Origin of the sequence: Bacillus sp. Marseille-Q3570 (genome assembly GCF_946151055.1) — a bacterium.
In the GTDB taxonomy this organism is placed as follows: Bacteria; Bacillota; Bacilli; order Bacillales; family Fictibacillaceae; genus Pseudalkalibacillus.
In genome coordinates this window covers 1-25,668 of sequence record NZ_CAMGYZ010000020.1, presented here as the reverse complement: position 1 = coordinate 25,668, position 25,668 = coordinate 1, and the positions used below count along the sequence as shown (strand labels likewise).

The following is a 25,668-nucleotide window of genomic DNA, read 5'->3' as shown; positions in this document are numbered from 1 at the left end:
AGTTTAGGACGAGACAGCATTATTGCCTCATATTCTCAATATACTATCGCGATGGAGGATTAAAGTTGCCTATAAATTTGAAAGACGAAATTGATTTTAAAATAGAGATAGAAGCCTTCCAATCCGATTTGCTCTCCTGGTATGAATCTGATTGCAGAGACTTACCATGGAGGAGGGAACGGGATCCTTATAAAATCTGGGTGTCTGAAATCATGCTTCAGCAAACCCGAGTCGATACGGTGATCCCTTATTTTGAACGTTTCATGGAATTGTTTCCGACTGTCACGGCACTTGCGAATGCAGATGAAGAAAAGGTGCTGAAGGCATGGGAAGGTCTAGGTTACTACTCCCGTGCCAGAAATCTTCAAGCTGCCGTCCGTGAAGTCGAAGAAAAATATCAAGGAATCGTACCAGATCGCCCGAAAGACATCCTGTCATTAAAAGGTGTCGGTCCTTATACAGCAGGAGCAATCGCGAGCATTGCGTTCGGTCTGCCGGAACCGGCGGTCGACGGCAATGTCATGCGAGTCCTTTCAAGAATTTTATTGATTGATGAGGACATCGCAAAGCCTCAGACTCGGAAAATCTTTGAAGAAGCTGTGCGGATCCTCATTTCTGAAGAAAAACCATCTCATTTCAATCAAGGTCTGATGGAATTGGGTGCAACCATTTGTACCCCTAAAAATCCGACATGCCTGCTCTGTCCGGTCCAATCGCATTGTAAAGCGTTTGATGAAGGACTTCAGGACGAACTGCCTGTCAAAAAGAAAAAACTCAAAAACAAAACCTTATCGATCGCTGTCGCATTGCTTGAAAATGAGCAAGGTGAAACGATCATTGAAAAAAGGCCAGCTACCGGTTTGCTTGCAAATTTATGGCAGTTTCCTAATCATGAGACAGTGAGCGGAAATGATCTTCCACAAAAAGATCAAATCAAAGGTCACTTAGAAGAAAAATACCCTATTCAAGCCAATTTAAACGACCAATTGCTCAGCTTTCGGCATATCTTTTCGCATCTGACCTGGAATATCACGGTTTATTCTGGATCGTTTACGGCAAACGAACCTATAGAGAAAGCTAAGCTCGTTTCAAAAAAACAGTTGGAGTCATATCCTTTACCTGTACCACATCAAAAAATCGCAGCCTTATGGAAAGGAGAATGAAGTTTGGATTTGCATCTTAAGAACAAAACAGCGCTCGTAACAGGAGGCTCGAAAGGCATTGGAAAAGCGATTGCTGAAGGATTGCTGGCAGAAGGCGTACATGTTGGAATTTGTGCAAGAGGTGAAGAAGATCTTGAAAAAATGAAGCAGCAACACGATGGGATTTCGATTTACCAGGGAGATTTGACCGAAGAGAAGCTCCGAGAAGAAATCTTTGATCAATTCATTGCTGAGCATGGAAGCATCGATATTTTAGTGAACAATGCAGGTGGCAGTAACGGCGGCAGCATTGAAGAAACAAGCGTGGAACAGTTTCGTGATGCGATGGAGTTGAACTTCCATTCAGCAGTCCATTTCAGTAAACTTGCTGTGCAGAAGATGAAGGAACATAAGCAAGGCTCGATCATTAATATTTCAAGCATCTACGGACGTGAATCCGGCGGCAAAACGACCTATAACAGTTCGAAAGCGGCAATGATCAGCTTCACGAAAGCATTAGCTGATGAAGCGATCAGCTATGGAATCAGGGTAAATGGCGTTGCGCCTGGAGCAATCCTGCATCCAACTGGAAATTGGCAAAAAAGACTGGATGAAAATCCTGAGAAAATCAAGCAATTTGTAGAAGATGAAATTCCAGGCGGACGCTTTGGAAAAGCAGAGGAAATCGCAGATGTCGTCACATTTTTAGCATCAGATCGTGCAAGCTGGGTCGTAGGGGCGACTCTTAACGTGGATGGAGGGCAATCGTACTCCAACAGCTGAGGGTTAGATGCTTGGGTTCGACCGTAACAAGCCCTATTTCGGTCGTATACATGCAAACAGCTGGAGCCCCAAGTGGCTTCCAGCTGTTTTAACACTTAAAGAAAGTATCAAATACTTTCTTCAGTATAAGCGCAACTAAGGCTCAGCCAACGCCAAGGCTTGGCTGAGCCAAGTTTTCTTTACCAATCGTTTATTCATAATTCGGACGTGTGCCGTGACTCCAATCCGCTTCATCCCGGTGCAAGCCGCCCCGTTTTTCGATTTCTTCAATGATATCTTGATGAATAGATGTTCCTTCACTATTCAAATAAGGAGTCATTTGCTGCAATGAATGATGGAAGAACGCCAATTCTTTGTCAGTCCAATCTTCCGTCGAGAGCGTTGATAATTCCGTCATGTCTCTACCTACATACATGGTGTTACCTCCTTGTTCTTGGCTTTAGTTTACTTTTACCCTGTACATATTGAATTTAATCTATCCTTCAAATCAAGGATTATGTATGGTAAATGGTACATCTCAATTTGTCGGATAACACACCTTCCTGATGGTTAAATTAACTCATGTGGAGGTGAGACTCATGGCAAAACAACAAAAGCCAGGACAACAAACACAAGCTGGAACAAACATTCAGCATGTGAAACAACAAAACGCTCAACAGCAAGCTGGTCAACAACAAGCTGGTCAATACTCTGCTGAATTCGGCAGCGAAATGACTAACGCTCAAGAAGTACGTCGTCAAAACCAGCAAGCTCAACAAAAAGCTCAACAAAAAGCTGGGCAACAGCAAGCTGGTCAACAACAAGCTGGTCAATACAATGCTGAATTCGGCAGTGAAATGACTAACGCTCAAGAAGTGCGTCGTCAAAACCAGCAAGCTCAACAAAAAGCTCAACAGCAGCAACAACAGCGTAACAAATAGTTACCTTCCACAAAGCATCCTCGGCAATAGCCGGGGGTGCTTTTCCTTTTACATTTGAAGAAAGTATCAATACTTTCTTGGGCACAAGCTGGGGCTTCGAAAGCAATATACCGCACTTAGGAAAAGCAATTGCTTTTTCGAGGAACGAATGGCAAAGACTTCGCCTAATAGATCTAAAGTACCGAATTGCGCAAGAAAGGGGTGGAATTACGCAAGGTAGGGGTAGAATTACGCAAGATAGGCGTGGGATTACGCAAGATAGAGGTGAAATTCCTCAAACTGTGCTCAATTGCTCAATTCAGCAAAAATTTACTCTGCAGAATTCACTTTCTTAACGAGAAACGTGACTCCAACACAACATTTTGCTTGAAAATCACGATTTTCTCTCAAAAAGTAGAATTCGCAGAGGCTCAGACACATTTGATCAATTGCGTTTTCAACATGTAAAGAATGTATTCAATATAAGCGCGCCTTCTGGCTCAGCCCGCCCCAAAGGCTTGGCTTTTCCAAGTTTTTTCACAAAGCAAAAGACTTGTCAAAATATGAGATTTCTATAACATGGTTAAATAACGACCAAGTCAGGCTAAACTGTTGATGAGGAAAGGTGGAACTATAAATGTGTGGACGCTTTACGTTGACAGCTGAAATCGATCTACTGATGGATTGGTTTGAAATTGACGAATTCGCCTCTGAGTTTGATTTGCCTTCAAGATTCAATATCGCACCATCGCAAGAGATCCTGGCCATTGTATCAAATGGTGATAAGCGGAGGGCAGGTTTTTTAAAATGGGGATTGGTTCCTTTCTGGGCGAAAGATCCTTCAATCGGGCACAAATTAATCAATGCCAGGGCTGAGACAGTACCTGAAAAACCAAGTTTCAAGCATGCCTTCAAAAAAAGGAGATGCTTGATCCCGGCGGATGGATTTTTCGAATGGAAAAAAGAAGGAAAACAGAAACAACCGAAATACATAAAAATGAAGGATGAAACTCCCTTTGCCTTTGCAGGATTATGGGAAAAGTGGAAGGATGATAAGGGGACACTTGTTCATACATGTACGATCATGACGACAGAACCCAATGAACTGATGGCGGATATTCATAATCGGATGCCTGTCATCTTACCGAAAGAGGACTATTCGAGATGGCTTCAATGGGACGGAGAGACTGATGCGTTAGTTGATATGATGAAACCGTTCGATGCTTCAAAAATGACGGCTTATGATGTACCGACCATCGTAAATTCACCACGTAATGACGTTCCCGAGTGTATTGAAAAGGTATCACCCTGAGAATGCACATTCATTTTCATTTATAGGATTAAAGGATATAATAGGAAGAGAAAAATTAAACGTGCCTTATTAAAAGACTTTGTTATACTTTTTGCGAAATTCATGCTGAAGTGATCCAAGTGACTGGTCGCTGAGCTAGACATCATACCATGCTCCAGCTCTATATCTGCAAGCTTCCTCACTCACTTTACCGGATGTACAGGCTACGACGTTCACCACGACTTAGATCCCATCATTGTCTTTCTGCGCTTAGGAACAGCATGTGCAGGATTTTGATGGTTGTTAGTCTAGAACCTTGATCGCTGCGGGGACCCGCTTGATACGCCTTTCCACATGAGTATCACGGATTTCGCTTCTATCCAACTCATCGAAAAATCAACATCGTCATTTAACAAAGCCTTATTAAAAAGAGTTATAAAATGCAAGGAAGGAGTTTTGTATGTCTTTTCCGACCACTGGAAGTTCGATTCAAATTCAAAGTTATAAACATAATGGGCAGCTGCACCGTGTGTGGGAAGAAACGATTGTACTTAAAGGAACTTCCTCAGTAGTAATCGGCGGAAATGACCGTATCATAGTCACTGAGTCTGATGGAAGACAATGGCGGACGAGGGAACCTGCGATTTGCTATTTCAACGCGGACCAATGGTTCAATGTCATCGGAATGCTGCGTGAACACGGAATCCATTACTACTGTAATCTCGGAACTCCTTTTACGTATGATGAAGAAGCCTTGAAGTATATTGATTATGATTTGGATGTTAAAGTATTTCCAGATATGACCTATACCATTCTTGATGAGGATGAATTTGCTCTTCATCGTAAGGAAATGGACTATCCAAAAGAAATCAATGAAATTTTGAAACGGAACATGGATGAATTATGTTCGATGATCAACCAGCGGAAAGGCCCTTTTGAGCCTGATTTTGTTGAAGGTTGGTATGAACGATTCTTAGAATACCGTTAAAGGAAGGGGACTGACGCATCCATTCAGGTCAGCTCCTTTCTCCACATGTACGAAGCAAGTGCTGCTGAAAAAAACAGCTGGAGGTGATTCCGACGAGTAGTACAAAGCGATATATGAAGTTTGTACGACCTTACACGAAACAGATCATTGTGACGGTGTTCATCGGGATATTCAAATTTGGAATCCCGTTATTGATCCCGTTGATTTTAAAATATGTCGTCGATGACGTGATCAATGCAGATATTAGTTTTGAAGAGAAGTTATCCCGCTTGTCCTGGGTGTTGGGCGGCGCTTTTTTTGTTTTTATCGTATTAAGGCCGCCGATTGAGTATTACCGTCAATACTATGCGCAATGGACTGCGAGCAAAATCCTTTATGACATCCGCGATAGCTTGTTCAGCCACATTCAGCGCCTGAGCCTCAAATTCTATTCCAATACGAAAGTGGGCGAGATCATTTCGCGGGTCATCCATGATGTCGAGCAGACGAAAGCCTTCGTCATTACGGGGTTGATGAATGTTTGGCTTGATATGTTCACAATCGTCATTGCTATTGTAATCATGAGTACCATGGATGTCTGGCTGACGCTCGTTGCCATCTCCTTGCTGCCGCTTTACGGTTTATCTGTCAAATATTTCTACAGTCGGTTGAGGAGGCTCACGAAAGATCGTTCTCAGGCGCTGGCAGAGGTTCAGGGACACCTTCACGAACGTGTCCAGGGGGTGACGGTGATCAGAAGTTTTGCTATTGAGGACTACGAGCATGAGCAGTTCGATGTCCGTAACTCGAACTTTTTGAACCGAGCACTTGATCACACATCCTGGAACGCACGGACTTTTGCCGTTGTCAATACGATTACTGATATAGCTCCAATGCTTGTCATCGGGGTTGCTGGTTATTTTGCGATCACAGGAAAAATTACTGTAGGTTCGATGGTTGCGTTCGTTGCCTACATGGATCGCCTTTACAACCCATTACGACGTTTGGTGAACTCATCGACTACTTTAACTCAAGCAATCGCCTCTATGGATCGTGTCTTTGATTTCATGGATGAAGCCTATGACATCGAAGACAAAGCTGGGGCAAAAAAGTTGAAGCATGTTGACGGGAATGTATCATTCGACCGGGTTACTTTCCAATATAATGAAGATGAGGAGCCGGTATTGAAGGATATCCGACTTGATGTGAAAGCTGGTGAAACGATTGCCCTTGTCGGAATGAGTGGTGGTGGTAAATCATCCTTAGTCAGCTTGATACCGAGATTTTATGATGTGACAAGCGGAAGAGTACTGCTGGATGGGGAAGACATCCGCAACTATCAAGTCCGTACGCTGAGAAACCAGATCGGTATGGTCCTTCAGGATAATATCCTGTTCAGTGAATCCGTCCGGATGAATATTAAAATGGGAGATCCTCATGCCTCAGATGAAAAGGTGATCAGTGCTGCTAAAGCTGCGAATGCCCATGACTTCATCATGAAGCTCCCGCAAGGGTATGACACGAAAATCGGTGAACGCGGGGTCAAACTTTCAGGTGGTCAAAAACAACGACTTGCGATTGCAAGAGTATTTTTGAAAAATCCACCATTACTCGTCTTGGATGAAGCAACTTCAGCGCTAGACCTGGAGAGTGAACAGCTTATCCAGGAGTCCCTGAAAACCCTCGCTGCTGACAGGACTACCTTCATCGTAGCGCACAGATTGGCTACGATCACACATGCAGACCGGATTGTTGTGATTGAAGATGGGGCTATTTCAGAAATCGGTTCACATGAAAAATTAATGGCGAATAAAAGTAGTTATTACAATTTGTTTACTGTACAAGCGTTAGATGAAAAATAGATTGTAATATTTTTTGAGGTTGGTATCTATATATCAACCTCATTTTTTTGTAGGTAAATAAAGGATAAAACAGGTGCGTAAATAGGTATTATATAGCCGATAAAAGAGAAAAAACGGTAAAAAAGAAGGATTTAATGGACTTTTGTCTAATAGTACATAAGACGTATATTTTAATTTTTCTAAATTTTTCGTGTTGTCAAACAAGTGTAGTGATGGCATAATTATGAACAGACGTTCAGAGACGTAACAATTTTGTAAACTTTTAAACATCAAGATTCAGAGACAGAAAGAGAGGTGGGGCGGATGGATGCTCCAGTACTGGACGTTAAGGGGTTAAAGACCTATTTTTTCACTGATGATGGTGAAGTGCCCGCTGTCGATAATGTCGACTTTCATGTAAAGCGCGGCGAGGTCCTCGGAATTGTCGGAGAGTCAGGTTGCGGAAAAAGCGTAACATCCCTCTCGGTCATGGGGCTTGTTCCTTCTCCTCCAGGTAAAGTAGTAGGTGGGGAGATCCTTTACAAAGGTGAAGACTTAACAAAAGCTACGGATAAACGGATGAGACAAATTCGCGGGAACGATATCGCGATGATCTTCCAAGAACCGATGACATCATTGAATCCAGTATATAAAATAGGGAATCAGCTGATTGAAGCGATTCGCTTGCACAATTCTTGGGATAAGAAGAAGGCATGGAATCGTGCAGTCGAAATCATGAAATTGGTAGGGCTTCCAAGAGCTGAAGAATTGATGGACAGCTACCCGCATCAGCTATCCGGAGGTATGAGACAAAGAGTCATGATCGCAATGGCCATGGTATGTAACCCGGAGGTACTTATAGCGGACGAGCCTACCACGGCACTGGATGTGACAATCCAAGCGCAGATCCTTGATTTGATGAAACGTCTGAATGATGAAACGGATACATCGATCATCATGATTACGCATGATCTTGGTGTCGTAGCTGAAATGTGTCAGCGAATCGTCGTCATGTATGCCGGCAAAGTCATTGAAGAAGCGAATGTCGAAACGATCTTCAAGAAGCCGAAGCATCCATATACAGTTGGATTGATTCAATCTGTTCCAGATATGCGCCAGAAGAAAGATCGTCTGTATTCCATACCAGGAACGGTACCGAAGCCAGGATCGATTAAAAAAGGCTGCAGTTTTGCACCACGTTGTGAACACGCTTTCGACCGCTGTTTTGCCGAAACACCACAATTAGAAGAACAAGAGGATGGAAGCCAGGTTCGTTGCTGGCTCCATGACAGCTAGGAAGGGGTCGAAAAATGTCACAGCCATTGTTAGAAGTAAAAGACTTGAAGAAACATTTTCCGATTACCGGAGGCGTGTTCGGGAAACAAATCGGATCTGTAAAGGCGGTAGATGGCGTATCATTTTCAGTCAATGAAGGTGAAACGCTTGGATTGGTCGGAGAAAGCGGATGTGGTAAATCCACAACAGGACGTATGCTCCTAAGGCTGTTGGAACCGACAGAAGGTGAGGTTCGTTTCAATGGAAAAGAGCTGACGAAACTTTCAAATGGAGAAATGCGTAAGATCCGCAGAGATATGCAAATGGTCTTCCAGGACCCCTACGCATCACTCAATCCAAGGCATACAGTAGAAAAGATCATCGAGGAACCGATGATTGTCCATGGTATTGAAAAGGACAGCAAAAAACGTAAAGCACGTGTACGGGAACTTCTTGAAACGGTAGGGTTGAGCGGTTACCACGCCAAACGGTACCCCCACCAATTCAGTGGAGGGCAGCGTCAACGGATCGGAATTGCGAGAGCACTTGCAGTAAAACCGAAGTTGATCATTGCGGATGAACCTGTATCAGCATTGGATGTATCTGTTCAAGCACAGGTACTGAATCTCCTACAAGATTTACAAGGAGAATTTGATCTGACATATGTATTCATCGCCCACGATCTTGGTGTCGTTCGTCATATCAGCGACAGAGTAGGGGTGATGTACTTAGGAAAAATAGCTGAATTGGCAGACAGTGAAAAGCTGTATGAAAAACCGTTGCATCCGTATACACAGGCGTTATTGTCAGCTGTTCCGATAGCTGATGTTGATTATAAAAAAGATCGCGTCATGCTGCAGGGAGATGTACCGAGTCCATCCAACCCGCCAGCAGGATGTCCGTTCCACACAAGATGTCCCGAAGCAATGGATGTCTGTAAAAAGGTTGTTCCAAAGTTCCAAGAAGTAGAAGAAAATCATTATGTAGCTTGTCACCTATATGAAGATGACAAGTCTATATAAAAACATTCAAGAGGGGGAGTACCTGATGAAAAAAGGATTTTTATGGGCACTAGCCGTTATCATGGTCATGTCAGTAGCATTGGCAGGATGTAACTCAGACTCTGGCAGTGGAGGAGACGGTGGAGATGAAAAGAAAGACCAAACGTTGGTATTCGGACGTGGTGGTGACTCTGTAGCTTTAGACCCTGCTATTGTAACAGATGGAGAATCATTCAAAGTAATTAAAAACGTGTATGACACTTTAGTTGAATATGGAGAGCAAGACACAGAAGTACACCCTTCACTTGCTGAAGAGTGGGATGTATCTGAAGATGGTCTGACTTATACGTTCAAACTCCGTGAAGGAGTAAAGTTTCATAATGGTGATGATTTCAACGCAGAAGCAGTAGTGAAAAACTTCGAACGTTGGATGACTAGTGGAGATGCTGGGAAATTTGCTTATTATGCATCTATGTTTGGCGGATTTAAAGGTGACGAAGGACATGTCATCAAGAGTGTAGAGGCTGAAGACGAGCATACAGTCGTATTCACGTTGAACCGTCCGCAAGCTCCATTCTTGAAGAACTTAGCGATGACACCGTTTTCAATCGGTGCACCTAGTGAATTTGACAACCTTGAAACTCAACCAGTCGGTACTGGACCTTTCAAATTTGTCGATTGGAAGCGTAATGACCGTATTACAATCGAAAAGAACGAGGATTATTGGAAAGAGGGACTTCCAAAGCTTGATAAAGTCATTTTCCGTGCAATTCCGGATAACTCAAACCGTCTGAATGCATTGAAAACTGGTGAAGTCCACTTGATCGATGGTGTCAATCCAAGTGATGTTGCTGAAATTGAACAAGCAGAAGAATTGAAGCCATTCTTCCGCCCATCAATGAACGTTGGTTACCTAGGATTCAACACTGAGATGGAACCATTCAACGATAAGAAAGTACGTCAAGCATTGAACCATGCTGTCGATAAGGAGGCATTGATCAAAGCGTTCTATGAAGGACAAGCTGAGCCAGCTAAGAACCCACTGCCACCGGTCATCAATGGATATAATGATGAAATCGATCCTTATCCATTTGATCTTGATAAGGCAAAAGAATTGTTAGCTGAAGCAGGATATGAAGATGGATTCAAGACTGAATTATGGGCTATGCCAGTACCTCGCCCTTATATGCCAGATGGTAAGAAAGCTGCAGAAGCAATCGCGGCAAACTTTGCTAAAATCGGGGTAGAAGCTGAAATCGTATCTTTCGAGTGGGGTACTTACCTTGAGAAGACTCAAAAAGGTGAAGCACCTATGTTCCTATTAGGTTGGACTGGGGACAACGGTGACGCAGATAACTTCCTTTACACATTACTAGATAAAGATACGATCGGTTCTAACAACTACTCTCGTTTCTCAAACGACGAGTTACACGATCTCTTAATTGAAGCACAATCAACACCTGATGAAGATAAACGTGCAGAGCTTTATAAAGAAGCGCAAGTGATCCTTCATGAAGAATCACCTTGGGTACCACTTGTACACTCTGAGCCAGCACTTGCAGGACTTAAGAATATTGAAGGATTCAAACCACATCCGACAGGTTCTGACAAGTTAACAAATGTTTCTTTAAGCGAATAAGAGATGGGGGAGTGTAGTGCTCCCCTTTTCTTTTGGGTTTCAAACTGTGAACCGGATTATTTATCTTGTCCGCAAACAGGTAGTATATAAAACCGGTTTGCATAGCATTGGCTTATCTAGAGAATAAGCAGCTATGACCCTACGAAATTAAGCCAGTATGCTGAAGAGGTGATAGAAAAGTGTTTGCGTACACAATACGACGAATCTTGATGCTGATCCCTGTTCTTATCGGAATGTCACTTATCGTGTTCTTCCTGATTCGGGCGATTCCAGGGGACCCAGCACAAATTATCCTAGGTCAGCAAGCTTCGAAGGAAGCTGTAGCTCAATTACGAGATTCCTTAGGCTTGGATGAACCTTGGTATACACAATATTTCATTTACATGAAAGATTTACTCACTGGTGATCTTGGGAATTCAATTCGCACCCACGCACCTATCAGTGAAGAGATATGGCCTTATTTTGCAGCGACATTAGAACTATCATTATTTGCAATGATCATTGCAGTTGTAATTGGAGTAAACGCAGGGATCATCAGTGCCTGGTTCCAAAACTCATGGTTTGACTATGTTGCGATGCTTCTTGCACTTATCGGAGTTTCAATGCCGATCTTCTGGCTTGGGTTGATGGAACAATGGGCTTTTGCCGTCGAGTGGGAAATATTCCCTACATCAGGCAGGGAAAGTATATTGAATCCTGTTGATTCGATTACAAATCTGTACATCATCGATACGATCATACAAGGGCGTTTCGATCAATTACAGACGGTCTTGAAACACTTAGTACTACCAGGAATTGCATTAGCAACGATTCCAATGGCGATCATTGCAAGGATGACTCGTTCAAGCATGTTGGAAGTGATGCGTTCCGACTATATCCGTACAGCCCGGGCAAAAGGTCTTCGCATGTTCTGGGTTGTTTACAAGCATTCACTGAAAAATGCTTTCATACCCGTCTTAACAGTAATTGGTCTACAGATGGGACTGTTATTAGGTGGAGCAATTCTTACAGAAACCATCTTCAGTTGGCCTGGAATCGGAAGATACATCTATGACGCAATCGGATTCCGTGATTATCCAGTCATCCAATCTGGAATACTTATCATCGCCTTAGTTTTTGTAACGATTAATCTTCTAGTGGATCTCTTATATGCGGCAATCGATCCTAGAATCAAATATCAATAATAATTGATGTCAAAAAGTCACCGCATGATAAACGGCGGAGAGACGCGGTTAACTTCAGTCGGTAATGACTTTTTGAATGCTTATTATTTTCAAAGGAGAGAACATTATGGCGGAACTAGCACGTAACGAAAATCCAATCGAGCCAAAGCAGCAAGAAGAAAAGCCTGCTTCGCCATGGAGAGATGCCTGGAAGAGCTTTCGTAAAAACAAAATGGCGCTTTTGGGATTGGGCCTTGTCAGTTTCTTTGTTATTCTGGCAGTTTTTGCGCCCCTTATCGCCCCTGAGGGAATAAATGAACAAAAGCTTTCTTCAGATAATTATGCAAAGCTCGAAGCACCTTCTTCGGATTATTGGTTTGGGACAGATGATTTTGGTCGGGATATTTTAAGCAGGACGATTTATGGCGCCCGAATCTCACTCACAGTAGGCTTTTTCGCTGTTATGGGTTCCATCATAGTCGGATCCATTTTAGGGATCATAGCCGGTTACTATGGTAGATGGGTTGACACCATCATATCCCGACTCTTTGACATCATGCTTGCTTTTCCAAGTATCTTACTGGCGATCGCAATTGTTGCTGTTTTAGGTCCTTCCTTGAGGAATGCTCTGATCGCGATTGCCATCATCAACGTACCGAACTTCGGAAGATTGGTGCGTTCAAAAGTTTTGAGTATCAAGGAAGAAGAGTATATCGCGGCTGCCAAAGCTGTCGGCATGAAAGATTCAAGAATATTATTCCAACACATTTTGCCGAACAGTACAGCACCGATCATCGTACAGGGTACATTATTGATTGCCACTGCAATCATCGAAACAGCTGCACTTGGTTTCCTTGGATTAGGAGCTCAAGCACCTACACCAGAATGGGGTACAATGCTTGCAGATTCACGGTCTTATATTACAAATGCACCGTGGACGATGATTTTCCCAGGTCTCGCAATCATGTTGACTGTTCTTGGCTTCAACCTTATGGGTGATGGCCTGCGTGATGCGTTAGATCCGAAAATGAAAAGCTAAGATATGTATTTAATCGCAAGTGATTCCATTAGTGGGGAGTCACTTGCGTTTTTACATTTAGAGGACATCTGTTCCTTTATGTGTGACAAAAATGCAGTGTTCTCAAAAAATAGAGGACATCTGTTCCGTTATCGGTGTTATTTAGAGCATTTTCATAGGTGATTTATTGAAATAAGGTCTCTGGTGTCCTCTAATTTTGTGAATCATAGCAGCTTTACGGGAATAAGGTCTCTCGTGTCCTCTAAATTTTTCTATACAAAAAGGACTGACCCCAAACTGTCGGACACTTTTGGATCAGCCCTTTGCTTTTTATCGATTATTCGTCTTGTGGATAGCTGTCTGATATTTTCACTTCGTTTTCTGAAGCATGGTAGGTGTGGAAACTCTCGACCAATCGATCCAGATGAATCAAGTGATGGTTGTAATCGATGATCAAGCCGATGAGGGGGAAGATGTTCATCCATTGTTCCCGTTCCACCTGTTTATGGTCATAAAGATCCATGAAATACTCTGTCAATTCTTTTTCGTCTTTTTCCAACTGATTGATGGCATCATCAGGGGAGTGGTAACGAACTTTCCCGATGTATTTCATCAAGATCTTTTGGTGATAGTTCGTCAAATGATCGAGCTGATCCTGTATCAATTTTTGGATAGTATCAGGCATCTGATAGATTTTATGGTCATGCTGATCCAAACTTTTTAAAATCGCTAACGCTTTGTACGTTGTCGAAATCATATTCCGGAACAATACGAGCCTGCGATTCTTCGTATAGTCAGAACCTTTGAAATAACTGCGTTCTTCTTTGAACATAAGGTAATAGTTATCTGCTTTTATCATACTTTCATTGATTTTTGTGAGATCTTCTTTCAATATTTTACGGTCTGCATCGTTACGGGTAGCAAGACGGATCCACTGACCAACCTGTTCCATATTTTTGACGTTTTTATGGTAAAGACGTGTTTCGTATTTTGGCGGAAGAAAAATCAAGTTCACCAGGAATGCACAGAACACGCCGATCATGATTACAGAAAAACGTGTGATGGCAAAAGTAAGGTAATTGTCCCCAGGATTGACCATCAAGATGATGACGGTAACGATCGCCAGGGGAATTGTACTTTCTATTTTCAATTTAATATTGATTGCGATGACAAGGACCCCGATCAGACCGATTACGATCGGTTCATTCCCCAATGTCTGCACCGCTATGATCGCGAGTGTTGCACCTATCAGATTCGCCTGTACTTGTTCAACGATTGTCTGATAAGATCGATAAATGGTCGGCTGGATAGCGAACATTGCTGCAATGGCTGCAAAGGCCGCTGATTCTAGGTTCAACCAATGTGTAATATATAATGCTAGTGAAATCGCGACTCCTGTTTTTAAAATACGAGCACCGAATTTCATAGTTTTAGCAAAACCCTTTCTAAAAGCATTGTTAATAATGAACGTACTATACACCCAAACCTTAAAGAAAGCAATAGGGAGATGAAAGCTTAATTTTGATAAATAAAAAAGAAAGCATCCATCCCTATGATTATGTAGTTTTTTCGTATTCATGCTTGTTTTTTTGAGGTTATGCTTGTTATAAGCATAAATTGTTGTGGTTATTACAATTTGAAAATATACTCGCTATCCCTGGTCTCTGCACCTTTATATAATTGAGGCTGATCCATTGTGGACCAGCCCAATTTCAGTTTTCCTTATATTATAGCTTTTGGAAGGCTTTTTCGACTGCTTCTAATGTTTCTTCAATATCTTCATCTGTATGTTCTGTGGTGAGGAACCAGGCTTCATATTTCGAAGGAGCAAGGTTGATACCTTGTTCAAGCATCAGTTTAAAGAACTTCGCAAATAGTTCTCCATCACTTTTTTCAGCTTGTTCATAGTTGGTTACTTCATTTTCTGAACCGAAGTAAAGGGTAAGCGCGCCTTTCAACCGATTGAGTGACAAAGGTATGGAATACTGTTTTGCAAGTGTTCGGACGCCAGCTTCAAGCTTTTCTCCAAGCGTTTCGAGATGTTCATATACGCCTTCTTGTTGTAAGACTTCAAGACAAGCAATTCCGGCTGAAATCGATGCGGGATTTCCAGCCATTGTACCAGCTTGATAGGCAGGGCCAAGTGGTGCTACCTTTTCCATGATCTCTTTCTTACCACCATAAGCTCCAATCGGAAGGCCTCCGCCAATGATTTTACCAAGGGCAGTCATATCCGGTTCGACATTCAATAGGTTTTGCGCCCCGCCGTACATGAAACGGAATGCCGTGATCACTTCATCATAGATGACGAGAGACCCGGCTTCATGGGCGATTTCGTTCACTTCTTCTAAAAAACCTGGTTTCGGTTCGACAATCCCGAAGTTTCCTACGATCGGTTCAACGAGAATACCCGCAACTTCATGACCCCATTTATCGATCGCTTCTTTAAAGGAGTCAATGTCGTTGAATGGAACTGTGATGACTTCTTGCGCGATACTCTTTGGAACACCTGCCGAATCTGGTGTGCCGAGAGTAGATGGACCGGACCCAGCTGCAACAAGGACAAGATCTGAATGTCCGTGGTAACACCCAGCAAATTTGATGATCTTGTCTCGGCCGGTATATGCTCTTGCGACACGGATTGTCGTCATTACTGCTTCAGTCCCTGAGTTGACAAACCGGACTTTTTCTAAGGAAGGAATCGCTTCTTTCAGCATTTTTGCGAATTGATTTTCAAGGCTTGTCGGTGTCCCATATAAGACCCCGTTTTCCGCTGCATGCGTGATTGCTTTGGTGATGTGCGGGTGGGCGTGGCCGGTGATGATCGGACCGTAAGCTGCAAGATAGTCGATGTATCGGTTGCCGTCCACATCCCAAAAATGAGCCCCTTTCGCTTTCTCCATAAACACCGGAGCTCCGCCGCCAACGGCCTTGTATGAACGTGAAGGACTGTTCACCCCACCAACAATATGCTCAAGTGCATCCTCGTACAATCTCTCTGAATTCTCTCTATTCATCACTAAACCTCCTCTAAGAATGAAATATAATTTGGCTGACATTTGAATTAATAATTACTTCCGTGCCAGGCACCATTCCAGACTTCAACAACCCCAACGGTTCTCATTCGGTGCCAGGCACCATTTGAAAACCCTTGGGGCGCAAGGGGTAAATTGTCGTGCCTGGCACTGCCTACTATATCATGAATCGGTGGATTTGTGTTTTGTTGTTGAGGTTGTATAAACTGTTAGTGGTGCAAGAAGAGGGGGAGAGGTAATGAATTCAATGATACATGTTGAAAACTTGACGAAGGAATTCAAATCATATTCTAGTAGATCTGGTCTGAAAGGTGCCTTCCGTGATCTTTTGACGAGAAATTATAAAATTCATCGGGCGGTCGATTCGATTTCTCTTGATGTAAAGCCTGGTGAAATGATCGGTTATATCGGGGAGAATGGAGCGGGCAAGTCTACGACGATCAAGATGCTTACTGGGATCCTCACGCCGACGTCTGGGGAAGTATTGATCAATGGAATGAATCCACATAAGGAGCGGGAGAAGTTCGTAAAAACAATCGGAGTCGTATTCGGACAACGTTCTCAACTCTGGTGGGATATTGCTGTGCAAGAGTCATTCCGGCTGCTGAAAAAGGTATACAATGTCTCAGATGAGGATTACCGTAATCATATGGGGATGGTAATTGATGCGCTTGATATCGGGCCACTGCTCGACAAGCCTGTTCGTAAACTTTCACTTGGTCAGCGGATGCGGTGTGAATTGGCAGCAGCGCTCATCCACAATCCACCACTGCTTTTCTTAGATGAACCGACAATCGGCCTCGATGTGCTCGTAAAGCTGAAGATCCGTGAGTTCCTTAAAGAGATGAACAAACAATACAACACGACAGTGATGCTGACCACGCACGATTTGTCCGATATCGAAGCTCTCTGTGAACGGGTCGTCATGTTGGATGAGGGGAAAATCATTTATGATGGTGCGCTCAATCAGCTGAAAACAAGTTGGGGGGAAGGGAAACAAATCCAGTTCCACTTTAAAACTCCAAAAACGCGAGATGAACTGATCGAGTCCACTGGTCAGCAGCTTGTCGTCTGGGAGCCTGGAGAAAATGAAAACAGCTGGACAGCCAATGTGACGAATGATGAAGATATCATCTCGCAAGTCATCGGTGACGTTGTTGCTAATCATCAGATTCTTGACCTGAAAATCCTCGAGACTTCAACTGAAGAGATCATTCGTAATATTTACGAAGAGGGCATCATCCATGGGTAAGTATATTGAAATGATCCGCATTCGGTTTTTGATGATGCTCGCGTATAGAACGAACTATTACAGCGGTATCATCATTTACAGTATCAACATAGCTGCTTATTACTTTTTATGGAGTGCCATTTATGGTGGTAAAGAGGACATCCAGGGGTTGTCAGTCATACAGATGACCACATACATAGCCGTAGCCTGGATGGCACGAGCGTTTTATTTTAACAATATCGACCGTGAAATCGCGCTGGAAATTAAAGAGGGGAAAGTTGCCGTCGAATTGATCCGTCCGTATCATTATCTCAATATGAAGACGATGGCGGCGCTTGGCGAAGGGATATTCCGATTGCTCTTTTTTTCCGTACCGGGCATGTTCCTGGTCAGTCTCGTTTTTCCGCTCCAATTTTCTGCAAATCTCGCTACCTGGGGATATTTCGGGATTTCGATCTTATTCAGTTTCATCATCAATACACAAATCAATTTGATGACGGGCATTTTCACTTTCTTCATATTTAACAATGACGGTTTGATGAGGGCCAAAAGAGTGGTCATTGATCTGTTTTCGGGGTTGATCCTGCCGATCAGTTTCTATCCTGGGTGGGCTCAATCCGCTATGGAATGGTTCCCGTTCATGTACATTTCCTATGTCCCAAGCATGATCTTTTCTGAAGGATTCGTCGGACAGCAGGTCTTGAACGCCCTGATGATGCAGGTTTTATGGTGCTTATTGCTCCTTGTACCGATACAGATCTTATGGATTCTAGCAAAAAAACAAATGGTCATACAAGGAGGGTAGCCGTCATGTCTTATCTTTCAATTTTTGTCCAATACGTCGGCCAATACATGAAAACGAGGCTCACATACCGTTCAGATATGGTAGTGGAAATTTTGTCCGACTTGCTTTTCCAGGCGGTCAACCTGATTTTCATACTAGTCGTATTCGGTCATACCAAGTTATTGAGTGGCTGGAGTAAGGACGAAATCATTTTTATTTATGGTTTCTTCTTAGTACCTTTCGCGCTTTTTTCTACCTTTTTCAACATTTGGGACTTTAATGAGCGTTATATCGTAAAAGGTGAACTCGATCGTATCCTGACGCGGCCGATCCATAGTCTGTTCCAGATAATTCTTGAACGTATGGAATTGGAATCGATGTTCGGTGTCATCACGGGTCTTGCTGTCATGTTTTATGCGGGGAGCAATCTTGGGATGACGATCGCATGGTACGATCCGTTTTTATTCCTGTTATTCGTTATTGGAGGCGCGCTGGTTTATGCGGGTATCTTCATCAGTCTGGCAACGATCAGCTTCTGGTCGGACAGCCGTACGGATATCATGCCGATGATGTACAACATTGGAAACTTCGGACGGTATCCGGTTGATATTTATAATCAGATCATCCGCTATGTACTTACATGGATTTTACCTTTCGCATTCGTCGGGGTTTATCCTGCAGCATTTTTTCTCAATAAAACAGAATGGTACGGATACGCGTATTTGACGCCTGTCATGGGTATTTTCTTTTTCGCATTGGCGATATTCTTATGGAACATCGGGGTTACGAAATACCGGGGAGCGGGAAGTTAAAGGTATGTTATGTTTTACCCGTTCAGAGGAATGATAAAGAATATTAACGAGGGACGGAGGTGAAGCCTTCATTTACTGAAGGCGACCCGTGGTTATCATCGATCTTCTATACGTTGCCATTCTGATTGCGCTCACGGCTTTTTTCGTAGCAGCAGAATTTGCAATCGTGAAAGTACGTTCAACTAAAATCGATAAACTTGTTGAGGATGGAAACAAGAGAGCTGAAGCAGCCAGAAAAGTGCTAGACAATCTGGATGGATACTTGTCAGCGTGCCAGCTCGGAATCACCATCACCGCTCTCGGTCTAGGGTGGATAGGTGAACCTACGGTCGAAGAGATCCTACATCCATTATTCGAGAAGTTCGCGATTTCAGAAGCACTTGCAAGCACGCTATCTTTCGTTATCGCTTTTTCAACAATCACGTTTTTGCATGTCGTTTTAGGTGAACTTGCCCCGAAGACGGTCGCCATCCAGAAAGCCGAAGGAATCAGCCTGTTACTCGCAAAACCATTGATATGGTTCTATAAAATCATGTATCCCTTCATCTGGGCATTGAACGGATCGGCTCGCGTCTTAACAAGGTTGCTTGGATTCAAACAAGCAAACGAGCATGAAGTAGCCCACTCTGAAGAGGAACTACGAATCATCCTGTCTGAAAGCTATAAAAGCGGAGAAATCAATAAGTCAGAGCTTCACTACGTCAATAAAATTTTCGAATTCGATGACCGTACTGCTAAAGAGATCATGGTACCGCGGACAGAGATGGTCTGTATGTTCACGGATGAGCCGATGGAAGAGAATATTTCAATCATGAGTAATGAAAAGTTCACCCGGTATCCTGTTGCAGATGGTGATAAAGACCACATCATCGGACTTGTTAATATAAAAGAAGTCTTCAATTCTTTGCTAATGAAGGAAGAACGTCCGCTAAACGAGTTCATCCGACCGGTCCATAAAGTGATTGAAACGACTCCGATTAAAACATTGCTTGTGCACATGCAGAAGGAACGGGTGCATATGATGATACTAGTCGATGAATACGGAGGTACTGCAGGTCTCGTCACGGTTGAAGATATCATCGAAGAAATTGTCGGTGAAATCCGTGATGAATTCGATACAGAGGAAAAGCCCCAGATTGAAAAACTCGACCGTAACCATGCGATCCTTGACGGTAAAGCACTGATTTCTGACGTCAATGAGTTTTTCAAAATCGAGATCGACGACTCAGAGCTGGATACGATTGGAGGCTGGTTGTTGACACAAAGCTCAGACATTTCTGAAGACGAAGAATATAGTTTCGAACATGTGACTTTTAGAATCATAGAAGCTGATGACCAACAGATCAAACGTATTGATGCAATCGGACACTAGCATTTCCTGTCCATCTTGTCCTATCTTTTCATTTTTCAGCATAGGAATGTGAAGAGGTGGATAAGATGGATCTTCTTATTGTGGTTTTTGTATTCGTTTCGGTCTTCATCATCGTACAAAAAAGCCTTGTGTCTTTTTTTCGACATCCTCGCCATTTACATAAAAAATCGCGTAAATTCATTTCTTTTGATGATCTTATGGCTTTATTCATCGTCTATTCCATCATCATCCTTGGATTCGGTGCAATCTATTTCAGCCTTTTGATGATTGGGGTCCCAGTGCTAATGGAAAACGGGGCACCCGTGAACGGAACGTATGTCGAACTGACTGAAGTGGTATCTTATTTCAGTGCGGTTACCCTTTTATCCGTAGGGTATGGAGATATTACACCAGTCGGAATCGGCAGATGGATTTCAATCATCGAAGCATTGGTCGGATACCTTTTACCAGCAGCCTTCGTTCTTTCCACTGTCGTTGATACAGAATGGAAATCGGATTAGTTGTTTCCTTCCAAGTTATTGGGTACCCTTATTATAGATGATTTTAAAATAGGAGGGTACAAATCATGTCTGTCAAAACAGGAGAAAAAGCACCGGATTTTACTTTAGAAGCGAATAATGGTGAGAAGGTCAGCCTCTCAGATTTCAAAGGGAAAAATGTCGTATTATATTTCTATCCGAAAGACATGACACCAGGATGTACAACGGAAGCTTGCGATTTCAGAGACCATCACAGTGAGTTCAGTGATCAAAACACTGTGATCCTCGGGGTAAGCCCGGATCCAATCGACCGCCACAAGAAATTCATTGAAAAGCATGATCTTCCATTCTTATTGCTTGCTGATGAAGACAATGAAGTGGCTGAACTCTATGACGTATGGCAATTGAAAAAGAACTTCGGCAAAGAATACATGGGCATTGTCCGTTCTACGTTCATCATCAATAAGGACGGTGAGCTTGTGAAAGAGTGGCGTAAAGTGAAAGTTAAGGATCATGTAACAGAAGCACTTGGATATATAAAAGAAAATCTTTAGCAAACAGGGGCTGTCCTTAAAAGTGTTTGAGTCTCTCCGAACTTAACGACATTTTGAGAAAAAGCGTGTTTTTGAGACAAAATGTTGTGTCGGAGGTGTCTGACACTTTTCTTTTTGGACAGCCCTGTTTCTTTTTATAATGGCATTGGTTAATAACCTGCAGATCACCAGCGGAAAGGCAGCGAATTAGAAAAAGCCAAAAGCCTACAAGGAGAAATGTCAGAAAATTTTGTTTAATATTGGACGATGCCGATTGAATTGTTGTTTAATAAAAGTAGGAAACCTAGGGAGGTAATCGTGATGTTCATCGTATCTTCAGCAAAAGTACGTTATTCGATCCAGGACGAAATGAAGGACAAATATCCAGATATCCAATTCCAGTTCTGTCAAAACATAAAGGAAGCGGAAGAGTATTTGTCTGATGCAGATATTCTGCTTACATATGGAGAAGATTTAACACCTGAAATCATCTCAAAAGCCAAACAGTTGAAATGGATCAATGTCATGTCAGCTGGTCTTGATAAAATGCCGTTCGAAGCGATTAAGGAACAGGGCATACTTGTTACAAACGCAAGAGGCATTCATAAAATACCCATGGCTGAATATACAATCGGTATGATGCTTCAAGTGAATCGTAAATTCCACTTGATCAAGGAAAATCAAAAGAATAAAGTGTGGGAACGTAAATTCCAAGTTGGGGAATTATATGGTAATACGCTTGGCGTATTGGGTGCAGGTGCAATCGGTTCTGAAATTGCACGATTGTCTAAAGCCTTCAACATGCATACGATCGGACTGAACCGCAGCGGCCGTCATGTGGATCACTTCGATGAAATGGTCACCTTCGATCAGCTGGAAGATCTTTTACGTAAAGCAGATTTCGTTGTATCTGTCTTACCGAAAACCGATGAAACATACGCCTTTTTAAAGAAGGTACATTTTGAAAGAATGCAAGAGCATGCCGTTTTCATAAACATAGGGAGAGGGACAACGGTTGATCAGCAAGGTTTAATCCAAGCTCTTCAAGAAAATCAGATTGCACATGCAGTCCTTGATGTGATGGAAAAAGAACCTCTTCCGGAGGATAATGTACTTTGGGAAATGGAGAATGTAACGATTACGCCACACCTTTCAGGCATCACACCTCTTTATCAGCGACGCGCCTTTGATCAATTCGAAGAAAATCTTAAGGTTTTTCGACAAGGTGAAGGGGAGTATCTAAATAAAATCGATCTCATCAGGGGGTATTGATTGATGAAGATTTATACGAAATCTGGAGATAAAGGCACGACCTCACTTGTTTACGGTGATCGTGTCGGGAAAAACGATCCTCGTGTTGAAGCATACGGGACCTGTGACGAAGCGAATTCAATGATAGGGTTAGGCTTAAGTCATTTACAGGACCAGAACAGGGAATGGAAAGCGGAATTTGAAAAAGTGGTCCGTAGGGTTCAGACCGTGCTTTTTCATGTGGGAGCAGAGTTAGCGACGCCGATAGATAAAAAAGTAGGATGGACGTTGGAAGAGAGTGATATCACCTACCTTGAACAGGCGATCGACCAATGGGAGGAGGAATTGACACCGTTGAAACAATTCGTGCTCCCAGGTGGCTCAAAAGCCGCCTCAGCTTTTCATGTAGCCCGAACTGTCGTGAGAAGAGCAGAACGACAAGCGGTCGGAATAGAAAAAGTCAATCCGTTGGTACTTTCCTATCTGAACCGGCTCTCTGATTTCTTATTCGTAGCAGCCCGGTATACGAATCAGAAAATGAATGTAGTGGAACCAATCTTACATGAAGAGGAGTAAATCCGCATAAGATAAGGGTTATAATTGACAATTGTCACAAATTCCGTGTACACTAATTATAAATATTATAAAGTAATAATGTCTTTCGGAAGAGAGGTGCATGACGATGACACAAGAGGAAAACCGATTGCAAACAGCGGTTGATACGTTGAAGGATGCGGGGGTTCGCATTACGCCACAACGTCATGCGATTCTAGAGTATTTAATCCAAACGATGTCTCATCCGACTGCCGATGAGATTTATAAAGCATTAGAGGACAAATTTCCTAATATGAGTGTAGCGACTGTATACAACAACCTGCGTGTATTTAAAGGTGCAGGACTTGTAAAAGAACTGACCTACGGAGATTCTTCCAGCCGGTTCGATTGTGTAACGACAGACCACTATCACATCATCTGTGAAAGCTGTGGCAAAATTGTCGACTTCTCCTATCCTGGACTTGATGAAGTGGAGGATGTCGCAAAGCACGTAACAGGCTTCAAAGTTGCGAATCACCGTATGGAAGTTTACGGAACATGTCCAGAATGCCAAAAGGTCCATTAAAAAGATGACCTTCGCCCAATGAGTTGATGGAGCGGAGGTCATTTTTTCTTGCTTAAAAAAATTTAGTTGCAATTAAATGTAACGGGTACCTTTCAGATAAAGAAAACTTGGCAAAGCCAAGCCATAGGCGTAGAGCTAAAAAAAGTGACCCCCATTTGAAGGTCACTTTTCATCAATCCTCTTTCTTTTTCCTGTTATATTCCTCACTGAATTCAATACCATCGAGTGATGGATCCATTGTTAACGGCTGCTTGCAGAACATGCATGCATCGACCCTTCCAAGCACCTTCGTCACCTTATGACAGTTCGGGCATTCTACCTGGACCGCCTTCGTCGACAGCATCCCTATCCATATATATACCGCAGCACTTGATAATGTCGCTAAAAAACCGATCAACATGAAAATCGTCATCACTGTAAAACTTGCTTTAAAATAAAGTCCAAGGTACATTATGATAATGCCGATGAACACCAGGCTCAGGGCAAACGTTCTGATTTTATTGATCTTACTTGTATATTTCAATTCCATAATATACATTCCTCCTTCAGACAGTATAGCAAATATAAAAATCAAAATCATGAACAATCTTTTAACATTTCATAATCTTAGAGGAAAAATCAATATGATATTGAATAGTGTAAATTGGAACGTACAACGGACATTCGCACAGGAGATGATTGAACAATGGAAGATATCTTACGGCCACTCTATCAGGAAAGAGCAAGTCGTGAAGAAACATTAGGTGTACTATTAATAGAAAAAAATAAAAAGTTCAGCCCATCTACCGATCACTTTGATGTGATTTTATTCATTATTGTTGAACAAGCTGATTCACCCTGGCAAGTAAAGCATTATGAATTTGAAGAAAAAAAAGCGGCTCTGCACGTTGTGACGCTGCACCAGCTGAATAAATGGTTGATGCTTGGTTCTCATCGCCGTGTTGTTGATTGGGTCGTAAACGGGAAGGTCTTATTCGATCGGAATGAATTTGTGGAGTCACTTAAGTCCCGGATAAACGATTTCCCAATCGCTGAACGTAAGAAGAAAATAGGAATGGAATTCGCCAAACTGGTTCGCAGATTTTCTGATGGGAAAGAGCTGTATCATGCTGGTCACTATTTGGATGCATACAACAATATCATCCATGCGCTTCATCATCTTGCACGTCTTTCTGTCATTGAACATGGTTTCTATCCAGAAGTCACTGTGTGGAACCAGGTGAAACAAATTGAACCTGAAATTTATAAGTTATATGAAGAACTTACTTCCAGTGATGAACCAATCAACAAACGGATTGAATTGTTGATCTTAGCAAACGAATTCTCCATGTCGGCTAAAACAGAACTTGGATCACGACACCTCAAAGACATCATGAATACGAGGGAAGGAGCATGGTCGTTTTATCAATTGATGGTTCATCCTGAAATGCAGGATTATAAAATAGACTTGGGCGCGGTGATCGAGCATCTGATCGAGAAGGAATACATCCAGGTCATTCGACAGGATACGAAGGGAATAGGGATCTTTCATAGGACGTATCAATTTAAAAACTAAATGCAAATAAGTTATTGACACTAAAATTAGTGCATGGTATATTATATCTCGTCGCTGCGAAAGCGGCGGGATTTTTCTTCAAAAAAAGTCGTTGACATCGGGGCTTACAGATGATATTCTATAAAAGTCGCTGTTAAAGACATCGACAACAAAAAACTTCAATAAAAGACAGTGTTTTTCCACTGATCATTGAAGTGAACAGCTCTTTGAAAACTGAACAAAAGCCAAGCGTGAAACGGGTCTTTTTAAAAAGAACCCTGAATCAATTTTTAAGTTTTACGAGTTAAGGATCTTCGATTAAGTTCGTCACGTCCTGTGACAACATCGAAGTTTGCACATCCTGTGCATCACAAACACTTTATTGGAGAGTTTGATCCTGGCTCAGGACGAACGCTGGCGGCGTGCCTAATACATGCAAGTCGAGCGGACCAACGAGGAGCTTGCTCCTCAGAGGTCAGCGGCGGACGGGTGAGTAAC

Annotated in this window: 25 protein-coding genes and 1 rRNA gene; 22 read left to right on the top strand and 4 right to left on the bottom strand. The window is 42.6% G+C overall.

The genetic code is table 11. From position 1 onward, the window contains the following. Positions 1–65: 65 nt before the first annotated feature. Positions 66–1,163 (top strand): A/G-specific adenine glycosylase, encoded by a 1,098-nt coding sequence (gene mutY / locus N8M93_RS20545; RefSeq protein WP_396125747.1) that lies wholly within the window; start codon positions 66–68, stop codon positions 1,161–1,163. 3 nt (positions 1,164–1,166) lie between these two features. Beyond that, a complete protein-coding gene (locus N8M93_RS20540; RefSeq protein ID WP_261134523.1) occupies positions 1,167–1,925 on the top strand; it encodes an SDR family NAD(P)-dependent oxidoreductase in 759 nt (252 codons plus the stop codon). A gap of 190 nt (positions 1,926–2,115) precedes the next feature. Here the strand turns inward: N8M93_RS20540 and N8M93_RS20535 are convergent, their stop codons facing one another. Further along, positions 2,116–2,340 (bottom strand): hypothetical protein, encoded by a 225-nt coding sequence (locus N8M93_RS20535; protein WP_261134522.1) that lies wholly within the window; start codon positions 2,338–2,340, stop codon positions 2,116–2,118. A gap of 163 nt (positions 2,341–2,503) precedes the next feature. Here N8M93_RS20535 and N8M93_RS20530 point away from each other — a divergent pair, with 163 nt between their 5' ends. From N8M93_RS20530 to N8M93_RS20490, 9 genes are all read left to right on the top strand, one after another. Next, positions 2,504–2,845 (top strand): gamma-type small acid-soluble spore protein, encoded by a 342-nt coding sequence (locus N8M93_RS20530; protein WP_261134521.1) that lies wholly within the window; start codon positions 2,504–2,506, stop codon positions 2,843–2,845. A gap of 616 nt (positions 2,846–3,461) precedes the next feature. Next, the gene (locus N8M93_RS20525) at positions 3,462–4,136 is read left to right on the top strand and encodes an SOS response-associated peptidase (protein ID WP_261134520.1); all 675 of its coding nucleotides are present in this window, start codon (positions 3,462–3,464) and stop codon (positions 4,134–4,136) included. A gap of 439 nt (positions 4,137–4,575) precedes the next feature. After that, positions 4,576–5,103: a DUF402 domain-containing protein gene (locus N8M93_RS20520; protein ID WP_261134519.1), complete on the top strand. Its 528-nt coding sequence runs from the start codon at positions 4,576–4,578 to the stop codon at positions 5,101–5,103. A 113-nt stretch (positions 5,104–5,216) separates the two neighbouring features. Then, entirely contained in the window at positions 5,217–6,944 is a 1,728-nt protein-coding gene (locus N8M93_RS20515; protein WP_261134518.1) for an ABC transporter ATP-binding protein, read from the top strand. Between the two features lie 303 nt (positions 6,945–7,247). Continuing rightward, positions 7,248–8,219 carry an ABC transporter ATP-binding protein gene (locus N8M93_RS20510; RefSeq protein ID WP_261134517.1) on the top strand — a complete coding sequence of 324 codons (972 nt, stop codon included), beginning with the start codon at positions 7,248–7,250 and terminating at the stop codon, positions 8,217–8,219. A gap of 14 nt (positions 8,220–8,233) precedes the next feature. Further along, complete coding sequence (locus N8M93_RS20505; RefSeq protein ID WP_261134516.1) at positions 8,234–9,220, top strand: ABC transporter ATP-binding protein; 987 nt, start codon at positions 8,234–8,236, stop codon at positions 9,218–9,220. Between the two features lie 22 nt (positions 9,221–9,242). After that, positions 9,243–10,838, top strand: coding sequence for an ABC transporter substrate-binding protein (locus N8M93_RS20500; protein ID WP_396125751.1), 1,596 nt, complete (start codon positions 9,243–9,245; stop codon positions 10,836–10,838). Between the two features lie 179 nt (positions 10,839–11,017). Then, positions 11,018–12,022: an ABC transporter permease gene (locus tag N8M93_RS20495; RefSeq protein ID WP_261134514.1), complete on the top strand. Its 1,005-nt coding sequence runs from the start codon at positions 11,018–11,020 to the stop codon at positions 12,020–12,022. A 106-nt stretch (positions 12,023–12,128) separates the two neighbouring features. Continuing rightward, complete coding sequence (locus N8M93_RS20490) at positions 12,129–13,040, top strand: ABC transporter permease (RefSeq protein WP_261134513.1); 912 nt, start codon at positions 12,129–12,131, stop codon at positions 13,038–13,040. Between the two features lie 316 nt (positions 13,041–13,356). Here N8M93_RS20490 and N8M93_RS20485 read toward each other — a convergent pair whose 3' ends face one another. After that, positions 13,357–14,445, bottom strand: a complete 1,089-nt coding sequence (locus N8M93_RS20485) for an aromatic acid exporter family protein (RefSeq protein WP_261134512.1) — start codon at positions 14,443–14,445, stop codon at positions 13,357–13,359. A 301-nt stretch (positions 14,446–14,746) separates the two neighbouring features. Then, positions 14,747–16,036 carry a glutamate-1-semialdehyde 2,1-aminomutase gene (locus tag N8M93_RS20480; protein WP_261134511.1) on the bottom strand — a complete coding sequence of 430 codons (1,290 nt, stop codon included), beginning with the start codon at positions 16,034–16,036 and terminating at the stop codon, positions 14,747–14,749. Positions 16,037–16,292: 256 nt separating this feature from the next. Between N8M93_RS20480 and N8M93_RS20475 the strand changes: the two genes are divergently transcribed. From N8M93_RS20475 to perR, 9 genes are all read left to right on the top strand, one after another. Beyond that, on the top strand, positions 16,293–17,306 hold the full coding sequence (locus N8M93_RS20475) for an ATP-binding cassette domain-containing protein (RefSeq protein WP_261134510.1): 1,014 nt from the start codon (positions 16,293–16,295) through the stop codon (positions 17,304–17,306). Further along, positions 17,299–18,090: a daunorubicin ABC transporter permease gene (locus tag N8M93_RS20470; RefSeq protein ID WP_261134509.1), complete on the top strand. Its 792-nt coding sequence runs from the start codon at positions 17,299–17,301 to the stop codon at positions 18,088–18,090. The genes N8M93_RS20475 and N8M93_RS20470 overlap by 8 nt, the downstream gene beginning before the upstream one ends. Positions 18,091–18,095: 5 nt before the next feature. Beyond that, positions 18,096–18,881, top strand: coding sequence for an ABC transporter permease (locus N8M93_RS20465; RefSeq protein WP_261134508.1), 786 nt, complete (start codon positions 18,096–18,098; stop codon positions 18,879–18,881). Between the two features lie 88 nt (positions 18,882–18,969). Then, positions 18,970–20,253, top strand: coding sequence for a hemolysin family protein (locus N8M93_RS20460; RefSeq protein WP_261134507.1), 1,284 nt, complete (start codon positions 18,970–18,972; stop codon positions 20,251–20,253). A 65-nt stretch (positions 20,254–20,318) separates the two neighbouring features. Continuing rightward, positions 20,319–20,753: a potassium channel family protein gene (locus N8M93_RS20455; RefSeq protein WP_261134506.1), complete on the top strand. Its 435-nt coding sequence runs from the start codon at positions 20,319–20,321 to the stop codon at positions 20,751–20,753. Positions 20,754–20,818: 65 nt separating this feature from the next. Beyond that, entirely contained in the window at positions 20,819–21,286 is a 468-nt protein-coding gene (bcp, locus tag N8M93_RS20450; protein ID WP_261134504.1) for a thioredoxin-dependent thiol peroxidase, read from the top strand. Between the two features lie 300 nt (positions 21,287–21,586). Continuing rightward, positions 21,587–22,537, top strand: a complete 951-nt coding sequence (locus N8M93_RS20445; RefSeq protein ID WP_261134576.1) for a D-2-hydroxyacid dehydrogenase — start codon at positions 21,587–21,589, stop codon at positions 22,535–22,537. A gap of 3 nt (positions 22,538–22,540) precedes the next feature. Then, on the top strand, positions 22,541–23,092 hold the full coding sequence (locus N8M93_RS20440; protein ID WP_261134502.1) for a cob(I)yrinic acid a,c-diamide adenosyltransferase: 552 nt from the start codon (positions 22,541–22,543) through the stop codon (positions 23,090–23,092). A 106-nt stretch (positions 23,093–23,198) separates the two neighbouring features. Further along, on the top strand, positions 23,199–23,636 hold the full coding sequence (gene perR / locus N8M93_RS20435; RefSeq protein WP_314728316.1) for a peroxide-responsive transcriptional repressor PerR: 438 nt from the start codon (positions 23,199–23,201) through the stop codon (positions 23,634–23,636). A gap of 172 nt (positions 23,637–23,808) precedes the next feature. On the opposite strand, the gene N8M93_RS20430 is transcribed toward perR, so the two are convergent. Continuing rightward, positions 23,809–24,165, bottom strand: a complete 357-nt coding sequence (locus tag N8M93_RS20430) for a YgzB family protein (RefSeq protein ID WP_261134499.1) — start codon at positions 24,163–24,165, stop codon at positions 23,809–23,811. A gap of 156 nt (positions 24,166–24,321) precedes the next feature. Here N8M93_RS20430 and N8M93_RS20425 point away from each other — a divergent pair, with 156 nt between their 5' ends. Together N8M93_RS20425 and N8M93_RS20420 are read left to right on the top strand one after the other, a co-directional pair. Further along, positions 24,322–25,191: a nucleotidyltransferase-like protein gene (locus N8M93_RS20425; RefSeq protein WP_261134498.1), complete on the top strand. Its 870-nt coding sequence runs from the start codon at positions 24,322–24,324 to the stop codon at positions 25,189–25,191. Positions 25,192–25,549: 358 nt separating this feature from the next. Next, positions 25,550–25,668: ribosomal RNA gene (locus N8M93_RS20420) — 16S ribosomal RNA — on the top strand; the annotation flags it as partial.

Coding starts and splice junctions, on each gene's coding strand:
- N8M93_RS20535 (WP_261134522.1), bottom strand. CDS start 2,340: ATGTATGTAGGTAGAGACATGACGGAATTATCAACGCTCTCGACGGAA.
- N8M93_RS20530 (WP_261134521.1), top strand. CDS start 2,504: ATGGCAAAACAACAAAAGCCAGGACAACAAACACAAGCTGGAACAAAC.
- N8M93_RS20525 (WP_261134520.1), top strand. CDS start 3,462: ATGTGTGGACGCTTTACGTTGACAGCTGAAATCGATCTACTGATGGAT.
- N8M93_RS20520 (WP_261134519.1), top strand. CDS start 4,576: ATGTCTTTTCCGACCACTGGAAGTTCGATTCAAATTCAAAGTTATAAA.
- N8M93_RS20515 (WP_261134518.1), top strand. CDS start 5,217: ATGAAGTTTGTACGACCTTACACGAAACAGATCATTGTGACGGTGTTC.
- N8M93_RS20510 (WP_261134517.1), top strand. CDS start 7,248: ATGGATGCTCCAGTACTGGACGTTAAGGGGTTAAAGACCTATTTTTTC.
- N8M93_RS20505 (WP_261134516.1), top strand. CDS start 8,234: ATGTCACAGCCATTGTTAGAAGTAAAAGACTTGAAGAAACATTTTCCG.
- N8M93_RS20490 (WP_261134513.1), top strand. CDS start 12,129: ATGGCGGAACTAGCACGTAACGAAAATCCAATCGAGCCAAAGCAGCAA.
- N8M93_RS20485 (WP_261134512.1), bottom strand. CDS start 14,445: ATGAAATTCGGTGCTCGTATTTTAAAAACAGGAGTCGCGATTTCACTA.
- N8M93_RS20480 (WP_261134511.1), bottom strand. CDS start 16,036: ATGAATAGAGAGAATTCAGAGAGATTGTACGAGGATGCACTTGAGCAT.
- N8M93_RS20475 (WP_261134510.1), top strand. CDS start 16,293: ATGAATTCAATGATACATGTTGAAAACTTGACGAAGGAATTCAAATCA.
- N8M93_RS20470 (WP_261134509.1), top strand. CDS start 17,299: ATGGGTAAGTATATTGAAATGATCCGCATTCGGTTTTTGATGATGCTC.
- N8M93_RS20465 (WP_261134508.1), top strand. CDS start 18,096: ATGTCTTATCTTTCAATTTTTGTCCAATACGTCGGCCAATACATGAAA.
- N8M93_RS20455 (WP_261134506.1), top strand. CDS start 20,319: ATGGATCTTCTTATTGTGGTTTTTGTATTCGTTTCGGTCTTCATCATC.
- bcp (WP_261134504.1), top strand. CDS start 20,819: ATGTCTGTCAAAACAGGAGAAAAAGCACCGGATTTTACTTTAGAAGCG.
- N8M93_RS20445 (WP_261134576.1), top strand. CDS start 21,587: ATGTTCATCGTATCTTCAGCAAAAGTACGTTATTCGATCCAGGACGAA.
- N8M93_RS20440 (WP_261134502.1), top strand. CDS start 22,541: ATGAAGATTTATACGAAATCTGGAGATAAAGGCACGACCTCACTTGTT.
- perR (WP_314728316.1), top strand. CDS start 23,199: ATGACACAAGAGGAAAACCGATTGCAAACAGCGGTTGATACGTTGAAG.
- N8M93_RS20430 (WP_261134499.1), bottom strand. CDS start 24,165: ATGGAATTGAAATATACAAGTAAGATCAATAAAATCAGAACGTTTGCC.
- N8M93_RS20425 (WP_261134498.1), top strand. CDS start 24,322: ATGGAAGATATCTTACGGCCACTCTATCAGGAAAGAGCAAGTCGTGAA.